Source organism: Streptomyces sp. NBC_01314, assembly GCF_041435215.1.
In the GTDB taxonomy this organism is placed as follows: Bacteria; Actinomycetota; Actinomycetes; order Streptomycetales; family Streptomycetaceae; genus Streptomyces.
Genome location: NZ_CP108394.1, coordinates 7505925 through 7519170, shown reverse-complemented (window position 1 = coordinate 7519170; position 13246 = coordinate 7505925). Strand labels below are relative to the sequence as shown.

Here is a 13246-nt window from a genome sequence, read left to right as displayed (position 1 = left end):
GCTCTCTTCTTCACCTCCCTTGCGGGGGCCCCTCCCCTCCCCCGCCCCACCCCGCCCCGCCCCTCCTAACGCCCCCCGCTCCCCTCCCCCATCTCCGGCACCCGCCCCAACTCCATCCCGAACCTCTCCCGATACACCGCCAGCACCTCCCCGTCCGTCGCCAGTTCCGTCACCTCCCGGTCGCCGTCCGCCGAGGTGACCGTGAGCGTGCGGCCGCTGAGGGTGATGCGGCCGCCGCCCTCGGCGACCCGGGAGCAGACCAGGGACTGGGTGAAGTGGGAGGCCGGTGACGTGCTGTGCCACCAGGAGCCGGCCACGAAGTCCCCGAGCGCTCTCGGCCGCACCTCCATCCGGTACTGCGGCTTGCCGTCCCGGAACACGTCCAGGTCCCCGAACTCCCGGCCGCCGCTCTCCCGGCCCACCTCGGCCACCCGGAACGTGCCACCCGGATCCGTCTGCTCCCCCCGCTCCCCGAACTCCAACGGATAGTGACTGTTCGCCCCGAACCCGACATCGGCCAGCCAGTCGCCCCCGTCCACCGTCCGCACCCGCAGCGCGAGATGGTCGTACGGGATGCCGAGACTCTCCTCGTCGCCGTACACCCGCGCCGCGAGCAGCGTCACATCGAACCCGAGTGCCACGAGCAACGCTCCGAACAACCCGTTCAGTTCGAAGCAGAAGCCGCCTCTGCACTCCCCGACCACCTTGGCCAGCAGCCGCTTCTCCTCCAGGACGATCTCCTCTCCGAGGTGGATCGACAGGTTCTCGAACGGCACCGTCCGCAGATGGCGCAGGTGCAGTTCACGCAGCACGTCGGCGGTGGGCCGGGCCGGCTGCTCGGCTCCGAGACGGCGAAGGTAGGCGTCAAGCTCTGCGGTGTCCATGACGTCAGTCTCTCGCCACGAGCAACTCCTTCGCCGTACCCGCGACGGCGATCGCGCCGTCCTCGTCCGTACGCAGCACCGTCGCACCCCCGGCCCGCAGCGCCGCGACCGTACTGGGGGCCGGGTGACCGTACGGGTTGTCCGCGCCCACCGAGATGAGGGCCAGCCGTGGGGCCATCGCCCGTATCAGGCCCGGATCCTGGTATGCCGAACCATGGTGGGCGACCTTCACCACGTCCACGGCTCCCAGTGCCGCGGCCTCCGGGGACCTCGCCAGTTCCCGCTGGCCGGGTGGTTCCAGGTCGCCCAGGAGCAGCAGGGTCAGTCCGGCCGAGCGGACGAGCATGGTCACGCTGGCGTCGTTCGGCCCCTCCGGTGCGGCGGCGTCGCCCGGCGGCCACAGCACCCGCCAGGTGAGGCTTCCCGTGCGCCGTTCCTCCCCGGCCACGGCCCGCGTCAGCGGGATCCGCCGGGCCGCCGCCTCCCTGCGCACGAACGCGGCCTGGTCCGCGGGCTCCTCGAACCCCGTCGCCGCGATCGCCCCCACCGAACGTCCCCGCAGCACTCCCGGTAGCCCCACCACATGGTCGGCGTGGAAGTGGGTGAGCACGACCAGCGGGATCCTGGTGATGCCGAGTGCCGTCAGACAGCGGTCGACCAGCACCGGATCGGGACCGGCGTCCACGACCACCCCGGCAGCGTCGCCCGCCGCGAGGACGGTCGCATCCCCTTGTCCCACATCGCACATCACCAGGCGCCAGCCCGGCGGCGGCCAGCCCGTGATCACCCTGGTCAGCGGCGGCGGCTGCACCACGACCAGCAGAAACGCCACCAGGCAGGCCCCCACCAGCCATGGATGGCTGACGAGCCGCCGCACGACGAGGACGACGACCACGGTGACCAGGACGAGCAGCAGCGCGCCGGTCCAGCTGCCCGGCCAGTCCACCCCCGCGCCGGGCAGCGCCGCCCCGGTGCGGGCGATGTCCGCGATCCAGCCGGCGGGCCAGCTCGCGCACCAGGCAAGGCACTCGGCCACGGGCATCGCCACCGGGGCCGTCGCCAGCGTGGCGAACCCCAGCACCGTGGCCGGGGCCACCGCGAACTCCGCCAGCAGGTTGCACGGCACCGCCACCAGGCTCACCTTGGCCGACAGCACGGCGACGACCGGCGCGCACACCGCCTGTGCGGCTCCCGCGGCCGCCAGCGCCTCGGCCGGACGCGGTGGCACCCGGCGCCGCTGGAGCGCGGCGCTCCAGCGCGGGGCGAGGGTGAGCAGGGCGCCGGTCGCCAGAACGGACAGCAGGAAGCCGTAACTGCGGGCCAGCCACGGGTCGTACAGCACCAGCAGCAGGACCGCCGTCGCCAGTGCGGGGATGAGGGACCGGCGACGGCCCGTCGCGATGGCCAGCAGCGCGATCGAACCGCAGGCCGCGGCCCGCACCACACTCGGGTCCGGCCGACACACGATCACGAAGCCGAGCGTCAGCACACCGCCGGCCAGTGCGGTCGCCCGCAGCGGAATACCGAGCCGGGGCGCGATCCCCCGTCGTTCGGCCCGCTGCGCCAGCCCCGGCGGCCCGATGAACAGGGCCAACAGGATCGTGAAGTTGGCACCACTGACGGCGAGCAGGTGAGTGAGGTCGGTCGCCTTGAACGCCTCGTCCAACTCGGCCGGGACCCGCGAGGTGTCCCCGACGACGAACCCCGGCAGCAACGCCCGCGCGTCCGCGTCCAGCCCGTCGGTCGCCTCCCGCAGCCCCGCACGCAAGCGCCCCGCGAACCGCTGCACCGCGCTCGCCTCCGCCACCACCACCGGTGTCCCACCGCCTCGTACCCGCAGCACGGCCGCCACCCGGTCTCCCCCGACCATGGCCGGCACGGCCTGCGCCACCACCCGCACCCGCGTGGACGGCAGAAGCGAAACCCAGGACGCCCGACCGGACCGCTCGTCCGCGTCGACCATGACCAACACCGGTGTCCGCGTGTCCACGACCGTTCCGTCCGGGCTCTGCACGCGCCGTACCTCGGCCTGCAGGAGCACGGCGGTCGGAGCCGCGTGGTTGCCGTTGATCCGGGGGCGGGTGAGCCGTGGGTCGGACGTCAGCTCGACATCCGCGGTCACACGGGCGTACTCCTCGGCCAGGGCGGGGACGGGCCCCCGCCTCAGATCTGCCCCGTGCAGCCCGGCGGAAGCGGCAGCCGCTCCGGCACACAGCAACACAGCGGCGACGGACACCTTCGTCCAAGCCCCGACCCCAAGCCGCACCCGCCGATCCCCAACCCCAGCCCGAACCCCAGCCCCACCCCTAGGCCTCTGCCAGGGGACCAGCAGGGCCAAGCCCACCGTCAGACAGGCCACGACGACCACCGTGACCCACCCGGGCGAGGCGTGCACCATCAGCGCTGCCGTCCCCCAGGCGGCCAGCGCCGGTGGCACGAGCCGCAGATCCGTCGGCCCCTCCTGCCTGGGGTGGGCGTCGCCGAGCCGGGTACCGGAGGCCGCGTGCACGGCGGGCCGCTGCTGAGCGGCTTGCGCACCGGCCGCCGCCGACACCTCCTCTTCCGTCGCCCTCATGGCCGTACGAGGTTCCGCAGGTCGGCGAAGCGGCGGTCGCCGATTCCGTTCACCTCGCGCAGTTCGTCGACCGAGCGGAAGCCGCCGTGCCGGGTGCGGTAGTCGATGATGTGCTGGGCGAGGACGGGGCCGACGCCAGGCAGTGTGTCCAGTTGGTCGGCGGTGGCCGTGTTGAGGGAGACGGGGGTTGCGGGCGCAGCCCCGGTCACGGTTCCCCCGGTCGAGGCCGCGCCACCTCCGCTCGTCCCTGCCCCGGGCACCGAGCCCGGCCCGGAGACCGGCGCCGGACTTCCGACCAGGACCTGTTCGCCGTCCACGAGGAGTCGGGCGCGGTTGAGCCCGTCGGTGTTCGCACCGCGCCGGACACCGCCCGCCGCCCGCAGCGCGTCGGCGACCCGGGAACCCGTCGGCAACCGTTGGATCCCTGGTCTGCGCACCTTCCCGCTGACGTCCACCACGATGGAGGGCCCGGCCGTCGAAGCGACCGCCCCGGCCGAGTCGCCCGACACCGCCGGCGCCCGGCCGTGCCCGGGCCCACCGAACGGGGCGGCAGGTCCCCCGGAAGCCCCCGAAGCCCCTGGGGCGCCCGCCCGCACCATCTCGGGCGCGCTCACCGGCTGGGTCCGGCCCGCCCAGAAGTGCTGTGCCGCGAACACCGCCGCGACGACCAGCACCACGCTCAGCGCGACCACGCTCTTCCGCTCGATGCCGCACCGCATCTGCAACCACAACGGCAACCGCTCCCGCACAGCCGGCCCCACCCGCTCGCGCACAGTCGGCCCTACTCGCTCGCGCGACGAACCGCTCGCCTCACGGCCGGCAGAGCTGTCGTCGGCACCGCCCCCGCCGAGATCTCGCGCACCCGCGACGCCCCCGCCCGGGACAGCACCGTCGGCGCGCCCCCCGAGCTCGTCCACCTCACCGTCCACGGCTGAAGCACGGGAGCCCACAGCCCTCTCCGCAGCGAGCGCCCGGGAACCACGGGAACCAACGGCGCCCTCCTGAACAAAGGCCCCCGGCCCCGCGGCCCCCTCCGCGCGGGCCACGCCGTCCCCGCCCTCCGGCCTCCCCCTGGGTACCCCCGGCGGCCCGTGCCCCAACTCCCTGGGTTCCCTGGCCTTTTCGGGGAACAGTGCCTCCGCGCGCAGGCGAAGTGTCTCCGCCGATGCCCGGCGGCGGCCGGCCCTGCCCCTCGGCTGTCGAGGGCGGTGTCGGGCGCGCCCGTCGGAGGACGGGCCCCGGCCCGGACCGCTGGTGACCGTCGCCGTACGTGAACGTGATCGAAGTGCCATGCGACGAGGATCGGGCAACCTCACCCACTCGCGATGATCATGCTCGATTCCCGTGGATTACTACCCAGTTGTGGATAACTCCGTCACCCGCGCGAGCGACAGAACTCGCATGAACCGGCTCACCGAGGCGAGACGACAACCCCCAACAACCCAGGCCCGGTGTGGGCCCCGATCACCGCCCCGACCTCGCTCACATGCAGATCTGCCAGCCCGGGCACCCGGTCCCGCAACCGGTCCGCGAGCGCCGAGGCCCGCTCGGGCGCGGCGAGGTGATGGACGGCGATGTCGACCGGCGCGGCGCCCGCCCGCTCGGCGACGATCTCCTCCAGGCGGGCGATCGCCCTGGACGCCGTACGGACCTTCTCCAGCATCTCGATACGGCCGCCGTCCAGTTGCAGCAGCGGCTTGACGGCCAGCGCGGAACCGAACAGCGCCTGTGCCGCCCCGATCCGTCCGCCCCGGCGGAGATAGTCCAGGGTGTCGACGTAGAAGAAGGCGGACGTGCCGGCGGCCCGCTTCTCGGCGGCCGTGACGGCCTCGTCCACGGTGCCGCCCGCCTCCGCGGACTCGGCGGCTGCCAGGGCGCAGAACCCGAGGGCCATCGCGACCATCCCGGTGTCCACCACGCGCACCGGCACGGGTGCCTCGCGCGCCGCGAGCACGGCCGCGTCGTACGTGCCCGAGAACTCGGCGGAGAGGTGGAGGGAGACGATGCCCGTGGCGCCCGACTCCGCGACCCTGCGGTAGGTCTCCGCGAACAGTTCGGGGCTGGGGCGGGAGGTGGTGACGGACCGTCGCTTCTGCAGCGCCTGGGCCAGGGACCGCGCCGAGATCTCGGTGCCCTCGTCGAGCGCCTGGTCGCCGAGGACCACGGTCAGGGGCACCGCGATGATGCTGTGCCGCTCCATCGTCGGCGGCGGCAGGTAGGCCGTTGAATCGGTGACGATCGCGACATGGCGGGACATGAGCTGGAGATTACCCGCCAAGCCCTGCAGACGGCAGCCCGGCCCCTGTCACCTGCGACCGTACAGAGCGAGCCGACCGACCCGACCGCATCAAGTGGTGCTCTCCGGGCGGGGCTTCTTCTGCCACGGGTACGTCGGCCGCGCGCTCGGCGGGGCGATCGCGGGCTTGGGCGGCTCCTCACCACCACGGGACTCGCCACCACGGGACTCAGCGGTGTGCGACTCGGCGGGGCGGGACTCGGGAGTCTCCTGCCAGGTCTGCCCCGTGGAGGCGGTGGCCTCGGGCTTCGGCGCTTCGGGCCACACCGAGGCGGGTTCCGTCGTCCAGTGCCGCAGCGCGCCCGCCTCGACGTCTATCTGCGCGCTGAGCGTGTCCAGGTCGTCCTCCGCGAACTTGCGGGCCCGGTCGTGCGCGGCCCAGCGCAGTGAGTCGGCGGACTTGATGACCCGCTCCGCACGCTCGCGCAGCGCGGGCAGCCGCTGGGCCAGCTTGCCGCGGTCCGGCTCGGGCTCCAGGCGCCGCAGCTCGTCGTCCAGCTCCCGGCCGTGCTTGCTGAGCTGCTCGAAGAGGGCCAGGGACTCCTTCAGGGACTCGTCCTCGCCCACCCCCGCCTGCAGCGCTTCCTGGGTGGCCCGCATGGACGTGCGCAACTTCAGCCGCAGATCGGCCAGTTGCCCAGCCGGGCCCGGCTGGGCCAGGCTTCTGGCGCGCAGGGTGGTGTCCTCGACGGTCCGCTTGGCCTGCGTGATCGTACGGTCCACGCCGCGCTTGGCCGCGCCGACCGCCTTCACCGTGGCGTACGCGCCCAGCACCACGAACAGCACGAAGAACAAGGCGACGACTGCGATGACGGCATCCACGACGCGCTCCTCCTCCGACCGCCACGGCATGTGCGGCGGCGCTCTTCAACGGTAAACGCAACAGGCAGGTCCCGAGTTCCATCCGAACCCGGAACCTGCCCGTAGGGGATGCCCCCGAACCGCTGACCACCGACCGACTACCGCCGACCGCCGACCGCCGATCGCCCGACCGACTACCGCCGGTTACCACAAGCCACCACACGGCGAAGCGCCTGGCACCACGCGGCGAACCGCCCGGGAGCACCCGGCCCCGCTCCCCTCACGTGACGATGTTCACCAGCTTCGGCGCCCGCACGATCACCTTCCGGATCGGTGCCCCGGCCAGCGCCGCGACCACCTTCTCGTCGCCCAGGGCCACCTTCTCCAGCTCCTCCTCGGAGATGGCCGGTGACACCTCCAGGCGGGCCTTGACCTTGCCCTTGATCTGGACGACGCAGGTGACGGCCTCGTCGACGACGTACGCGGGGTCGGCGACGGGGAAGTCTTGGTGCACCACCGAATCCGCGTGCCCCAGCTTGCGCCACAGCTCCTCGGCGATGTGCGGGGCCAGCGGCGCGATCAGCAGGACCAGGGCCTCTGCGACGGAGCGGGACACCGGGCCTCCCACCTTGGTCAGGTGGTTGTTCAGCTCGGTGACCTTGGCGATCGCGGTGTTGAACCGCAGGCCGCCCAGGTCCTGCCGGACACCGTCGATGGCCTTGTGCAGCGCGCGCAGGCTGTCCTCGCCGGGCTCGGTGTCCACCACGGTCACCTCGCCGGTGGCCTCGTCGACGACGTTGCGCCACAGCCGCTGCAGCAGCCGGAACTGGCCCACCACCGCGCGCGTGTCCCACGGCCGGGAGACGTCCAGCGGGCCCATCGCCATCTCGTACAGTCGCAGCGTGTCCGCGCCGTACTCCACGCAGATCGACTCCGGGGTGACGGCGTTCTTCAGGGACTTGCCCATCTTGCCCAGCACGCGGCTGACCTTCTCGCCCTCGTGGAAGAAGGCGCCGTCGCGCTCCTCCACCTCGGCGGCCGGCACCGCGAAGCCACGGCTGTCGCGGTAGACGAAGGCCTGGATCATGCCCTGGTTGAACAGCCTGTGGAACGGCTCGGCCGAGGAGACGTGGCCCAGGTCGAACAGGACCTTGGACCAGAAGCGCGCGTACAGCAGGTGCAGCACCGCGTGCTCGGCGCCGCCGACGTACAGGTCGACACCACCGTGCGGCTGCCCCTCGCGCGGGCCCATCCAGTAGCGCTCGATCTCCGGGTCGACCAGCTTCTCGGAGTTGTGCGGGTCCAGGTAGCGCAGCTCGTACCAGCAGGAACCGGCCCAGTTGGGCATGGTGTTGGTCTCGCGGCGGTACGGGCGCGGGCCGCGGCCGTCGCCCAGGTCCAGCGTGACGTCGACCCAGTCCGCGTTGCGCGACAGCGGAGTCTCGGGCCGGGTGTCGGCGTCGTCGGGCTCGAAGGTGCGCGGCGAGTAGTCCTCGACCTCGGGCAGTTCCAGCGGCAGCATCGACTCGGGCAGCGGGTGGGCGACGCCGTCCTCGTCGTAGACGATCGGGAAGGGCTCGCCCCAGTAGCGCTGGCGGCTGAACAGCCAGTCGCGCAGACGGAAGTTGACGGTGCCCCGACCGATACCGGACCGCGCCAGCCACTCGGTGATGCGCGCCTTGGCCTCGACGACACCCAGGCCGTCCAGGGACACACCGTCACCGGAGGAATTGATGATCTTCGCGTCGTACGACCCGAAGGCGTCCTCCCAGGTGGAGGTGTCCGTGCCGCGGCCGTCGGTCGGCTCGACGATGCAGGTGATCGGCAGCTCGAAGGCGCGCGCGAACTCGAAGTCGCGCTGGTCGCCCGCCGGGACGGCCATGATCGCGCCGGTGCCGTAGCCCATCAGGACGTAGTCGGCGACGAACACCGGGATCTTCTCGCCGTTGACCGGGTTGGTCGCGTACGAGCCGATGAAGACGCCGGTCTTGTCCTTGGCCTCGGCCTGCCGTTCGACGTCGGACTTCGAGGCGGCCTGCGCGCGGTAGGCGGTGACGGCGTCGGCCGGGGTCGCGTGGCCGCCGGTCCACACGTCGCGGGTGCCCTCGGGCCAGGCGTCCGGGGTGAACTTGTCGACCAGCGGGTGCTCGGGGGCCAGGACCATGTAGGTCGCGCCGAACAGGGTGTCGGGGCGGGTGGTGAAGACCGTGATGTTCTCGCCGTCGATGGGGAAGTCGACGCGGGCGCCCTCGGAACGGCCGATCCAGTTGCGCTGCTGCAGCTTGATGGCCTCGGGCCAGTCCAGCTCGTTCAGGTCGTCCAGCAGGCGGTCGGCGTACGCGGTGATCCGCATGTTCCACTGGCGCAGCTTGGCCTTGAAGACGGGGAAGTTGCCGCGCTCGGAGCGGCCGTCGGCGGTGACCTCCTCGTTGGCCAGCACGGTGCCCAGGCCGGGACACCAGTTGACCGGCGCGTCGGAGGCGTACGCCAGGCGGTACTCGCCCAGGACGTCGGCGCGTTCGGCGGCGCTCAGCGCGCTCCAGGAGCCGCCGCCGGACAGCGCGCGCTCACCGGACTCGAACTGCGCGACCAGTTCCGCGATCGGGCGGGCCTTGTTCGCCTCGTCGTCGTACCAGGAGTTGAAGATCTGCAGGAAGATCCACTGGGTCCACTTGTAGTAGTCGGGGTCGATCGTGGCGAACGACCGGCGCCTGTCGTGGCCCAGGCCCAGTCGGCGCAGCTGGGACTTCATGTTGTTGATGGCCGCTTCGGTGGTGATCCGGGGGTGCTCACCGGTCTGTACGGCGTGCTGCTCGGCGGGCAGGCCGAAGGCGTCGAAGCCCAGGGTGTGCAGGACGTTGTGGCCGGTCATCCGCTGGAAGCGGGCGGAGACGTCGGTGGCGATGTAGCCCAGGGGGTGACCGACGTGCAGGCCCGCACCGGAGGGGTACGGGAACATGTCCATGATGAACTTCTTGGGCTTGGCGGCCGACTCGGGGTCGCCCGCCAGATCGCCCTTCGGGTTCGGGGCCGCGTAGGTGCCCTCGACGTCCCAGAAGTCCTGCCAGCGTGCCTCGATCTCGGCCGCGACGACGGCCGTGTAGCGGTGCGGCGCTGCCACCTCGGCGGCAGCGGGGTTCGTCTCGCTCATGATCCTCAAAGCTCCATCGATCGTCTCTGCCAGCGGCTGTGTCGTCAGGAAACGAAAAATCCCCTCGCACAGGAGGGGACGCCGCGCCGATTCCGACCACGCCGTTCATCGGCGGTCGGGACTGATCAGCGCGGCTCACTAAGCAGAAGGCGTACGGCACGCATGGGCTCAGGGTACCGCAGCCCCCGCGGCCGCCGCGACGAGGTTCAGGACGGCCGGCAGACCCCCGACGAGCTTCCGACAGGCCCCCGCCGGGGCAGTCGATGGACAGGAACCAGCGGTGTGTCAGCCACGCGATCCGGCCAAATAAGTTGAACTTTATTCAAAACTTACTCCGCGTAACGACCTCTAACGGGCATCACAGATGTGAGATTGGTCCTTGATAACAGCGCAATAACTGAAACCTCGTACCGCTCGGTTTGGCACCACTTACAGTTCGATGACGGGACCGCTTTCCCGAACTGTTCGGAGTTGCCCCCATGAACCCTCGTCGCAGTAACAGCTCGCTGCCCCAGACCGGTCGGTCGGCCTACGGGATAGCCACGGCTGCCGCTCTGCTGCTGATACCCGTAAGTGTGCTGGTCGGAGGTGACGCGTACCGGGAGTTCCTCGACTTCGGAGCGGGCGTTCTCTCGCTCGTCTCACTGACCTGCTCGGTGCTCTGGGGGCTCGTCGCCCAGGATCGGACCCTGCTCACCGTGCGTCAGCGGATCATCGGCCAGGCCGTCCACCGGACGACCGCCATCGCCTCGGTCGCGTTCCTGGTGCTGCATGTCACGGTCAAGCTGGCGCTGAACCACGTCTCCGCGATCGCCCTGTTCCCCTTCGCCCTCGGCGTGACGGGCACGGGCGCGCTCATCGGTTTCGGCGCGACGGCCGGGGCCATGATGGTCTTCGTCGCCATCACCGGCGCGCTGCGAAGCAACTTCGCCTCCCCGGCGCCGGTCGCGGCACGCTGGCGCGCGATGCACATGATGGCCTACCCGGCCTGGTGCTTCGCGCTCGTGCACGGACTCTACGCGGGTCGCGAAGCGAAGCCGGTCTTCGTGATCCTCTACTCCGCCGGCCTGGTCGCCGTCGCCGTCGCCCTGCTGCTGCGCGCCGCCCCACGCTCGGTCAAGCTCCAGGTGGTCGACCAGATCACCTCGATCCTGGGAACCGACGGCCAGCGACCCCCCGAGGTCGACGAACTCGTGAAGTCCCGTTCGGCCCTGCAGGGCTTCGAGGAGTCCGGCGGTCGGCGCGACGGCGGCCGGCGCGAAGGCGGACAGCGCGAAGGCGGACAGCGCGACCAGATGCGCGACACCGGACAGTTCCCGCTGCCCGGCTTCGGCGGCGGGCAGGGCGCGAACCCCGCGCTCGGCGACCCGCTGGTGCCCCCGCAGCGCGCGGCGGCCGCCTCCGCCGACAACGGCCCCGGCTTCGCGGCCGCGTACCGCGCGGTGTCGATGACCCCGCGCGCCGCGGAGCCCACGGCGCCCTATCTGACCCAGCAGCAGCCGCCGTTGGACATGCAGCCCACGCAGGCCATGCCCCGCATGGACGACGGCGGCGGCACGGGTACGCGCTGGCCGGCCCCGTCCCCGCCGCCGGTCGGCGAGGCGCCCCCGTCGTCGTACGACCCGATGCAGGACACCTTCGCCGGACAGCCGTTGGGCGGGCAGTCGTACCAGGGCCAGGCGTACCCGAGCCAGACCTACCAGGGCGAGACGTACAACACGGGCGCTTCCGAAACTTCCTACGGAACGGCTGAGACGAACGCCCCCTACGGCACGTACATGCCGAACGACACGTACAACAGCGGTCCCGCCTCTGAAACGCTGCCCGGCTATGACGACTACAACCAGCCGGGCTCAGGCGAACCCTGGAACGCGCCTTCCGGAGGATATAAGTGAACGAGGCCCTTCCCGACGTCCCCGAAGTCCGTGTGGTGGGGCTCCCCCAGCTCACTTCGGGCTTCGACCTCGTCGAGAGACTCGACCTCCCCATGCACCTGAAGGTGCACGGCCCTCTCGAACCGATGGGTGGCGAACAGCTCGCCCAGTTGTCCGAGCGGATCAACCTCAAGGGCAGGGGCGGCGCGGGCTTCCCGTTCCACAAGAAACTGCGGTCGGTCGCCGAGTCGGCGATCAAGCGCGGCGTCCGGCCTGTCGTGGTCGTCAACGGCAGTGAGGACGAACCCGCCTGCCGCAAGGACACGGTGCTGATCAACCGTGCCCCGCACCTCATCCTGGACGGCGCCCTGTTGGTCGCCGAAGCCCTGGGCGCCCGTCAGCTCGTCATCGGGGTGACACGTGAATCCACCGAGCGCTCGATGGAGGCGGCCCTCGCCGAGCGCGGGCTGAGCAACCGCCGCGGCGCCGCCATCCGCGCGAGCGTGCAGCGCAACCCGATCCGCATGGTCACCGGCGCCGCCGGCTCGCTGATCCGCTCGATCGACGGCGGTCCGCCCATCCCGCCGGGCCGCAAGACCAGCGCGTCCAAGAGCGGTGTCGGCGGCGCGCCGACCCTGCTCTCCAACGCCGAGACCTTCGCCCAGCTCGCCATCGGCGCCCGCATCGGCTCCGAGCGGTACGGCAACACCGGCCTGTACGACGAGCCGGGCACCGTCATGCTCACCGTGTCCGGCGCGGTCGCCCGCCCCATGGTGATCGAGGCGCCCACCGGCGTGCCGCTGCGCTACATCCTGCAGCTGGCCGGCGCGCCGCCGGTCCCGCAGGGCGTGCTGACCGGCGGCTACCACGGCAAGTGGATCGACGCGGCGACGGTCAACGAGGCGGTCGTCTCACGCAACTCGCTGGACGCGGTGGGCGGTGCGCTCGGCGCGGGCGCGATCCTGCCGATCAGCCAGGACACCTGCCCGCTCGGCGAGTCCCTCCAGGTCGCCAAGTGGCTCGCCGAGGAGAGCGCGGGCCAGTGCGGTCCCTGCTACCTCGGTCTGCCGGCCGCCGCGCGCGGCATGGAGGACATCCTCAACGGTGGCGGCCCGGCCGCTCTGGAGGCCCTCAAGCAGGTCGCGAAGAACGTCAAGCGGCGCGGCGCGTGCTCGCACCCGGACGGCTCCGCGATGTTCCTGGAGTCGACCGTCAAGGCGTTCACGGACGACCTCGCCGCGCATGTCCTCGGCAACGGCTGCGGGCGCCCCGTGCAAGGTGTGCTGCCACTCTTCGAGGGCGGCAGGATGCCGACCGGCATCCCTGGCGGCCCGGCCGAGGAGGAGACCGGCAGCCGTCAGAAGATCTTCGTCGACTGGACCCTGTGCCGGGGCCACGGCCTGTGCGCCGACATCCTCCCCGAGGTCTTCCAGCTCGGCGCCGACGGCTTCCCCACCGTCGCCCAGGCCAAGGTCCCCCAGTACGCCGAGGCCAAGGCCCTGCGCGCGGTGCGCCGCTGCCCCGCGCTCGCCCTGCGCCTGGAGGAGGACAACCGCGCCTCCGCCCCGTCCCGCAACCTCCCGGTCCTCTCCCAGGGCCGCGGCCGCCGGGCCCTGGGCAGCGGCCGCTGAAGCACGCCGAAGGGCGGGTCCCCCACCTGGGGTG

8 protein-coding genes are annotated in these 13246 nt (G+C 71.9%); 2 read left to right on the top strand and 6 right to left on the bottom strand.

From position 1 onward, the window contains the following. Positions 1–65: 65 nt before the first annotated feature. From OG622_RS33165 to leuS, 6 genes are all read right to left on the bottom strand, one after another. Positions 66–884 carry an arylamine N-acetyltransferase gene (locus OG622_RS33165; RefSeq protein ID WP_371580300.1) on the bottom strand — a complete coding sequence of 273 codons (819 nt, stop codon included), beginning with the start codon at positions 882–884 and terminating at the stop codon, positions 66–68. A 4-nt stretch (positions 885–888) separates the two neighbouring features. Then, a complete protein-coding gene (locus OG622_RS33160) occupies positions 889–3393 on the bottom strand; it encodes a ComEC/Rec2 family competence protein (RefSeq protein WP_371584298.1) in 2505 nt (834 codons plus the stop codon). A 62-nt stretch (positions 3394–3455) separates the two neighbouring features. Continuing rightward, a complete protein-coding gene (locus tag OG622_RS33155) occupies positions 3456–4751 on the bottom strand; it encodes a helix-hairpin-helix domain-containing protein (RefSeq protein WP_371580298.1) in 1296 nt (431 codons plus the stop codon). A 119-nt stretch (positions 4752–4870) separates the two neighbouring features. After that, the gene (locus OG622_RS33150; protein ID WP_371580297.1) at positions 4871–5716 is read right to left on the bottom strand and encodes a DegV family protein; all 846 of its coding nucleotides are present in this window, start codon (positions 5714–5716) and stop codon (positions 4871–4873) included. 90 nt (positions 5717–5806) lie between these two features. Continuing rightward, on the bottom strand, positions 5807–6607 hold the full coding sequence (locus OG622_RS33145) for a hypothetical protein (protein ID WP_371580296.1): 801 nt from the start codon (positions 6605–6607) through the stop codon (positions 5807–5809). A gap of 229 nt (positions 6608–6836) precedes the next feature. Further along, the gene (gene leuS, locus OG622_RS33140; protein ID WP_371580295.1) at positions 6837–9707 is read right to left on the bottom strand and encodes a leucine--tRNA ligase; all 2871 of its coding nucleotides are present in this window, start codon (positions 9705–9707) and stop codon (positions 6837–6839) included. 479 nt (positions 9708–10186) lie between these two features. Between leuS and OG622_RS33135 the strand changes: the two genes are divergently transcribed. Together OG622_RS33135 and OG622_RS33130 are read left to right on the top strand one after the other, a co-directional pair. Next, positions 10187–11602: a cytochrome b/b6 domain-containing protein gene (locus tag OG622_RS33135; protein WP_371580294.1), complete on the top strand. Its 1416-nt coding sequence runs from the start codon at positions 10187–10189 to the stop codon at positions 11600–11602. Continuing rightward, complete coding sequence (locus OG622_RS33130) at positions 11599–13212, top strand: NADH-ubiquinone oxidoreductase-F iron-sulfur binding region domain-containing protein (protein ID WP_371580293.1); 1614 nt, start codon at positions 11599–11601, stop codon at positions 13210–13212. Before OG622_RS33135 ends, OG622_RS33130 begins: the two co-directional genes overlap by 4 nt. Positions 13213–13246 lie beyond the last annotated feature (34 nt).

Excerpts from the sequence above, each read along its gene's own strand:
- OG622_RS33150 (WP_371580297.1), bottom strand. The coding sequence starts at position 5,716 with ATGTCCCGCCATGTCGCGATCGTCACCGATTCAACGGCCTACCTGCCG.
- OG622_RS33165 (WP_371580300.1), bottom strand. The coding sequence starts at position 884 with ATGGACACCGCAGAGCTTGACGCCTACCTTCGCCGTCTCGGAGCCGAG.
- OG622_RS33145 (WP_371580296.1), bottom strand. The coding sequence starts at position 6,607 with ATGCCGTGGCGGTCGGAGGAGGAGCGCGTCGTGGATGCCGTCATCGCA.
- leuS (WP_371580295.1), bottom strand. The coding sequence starts at position 9,707 with ATGAGCGAGACGAACCCCGCTGCCGCCGAGGTGGCAGCGCCGCACCGC.
- OG622_RS33135 (WP_371580294.1), top strand. The coding sequence starts at position 10,187 with ATGAACCCTCGTCGCAGTAACAGCTCGCTGCCCCAGACCGGTCGGTCG.
- OG622_RS33155 (WP_371580298.1), bottom strand. The coding sequence starts at position 4,751 with ATGGCACTTCGATCACGTTCACGTACGGCGACGGTCACCAGCGGTCCG.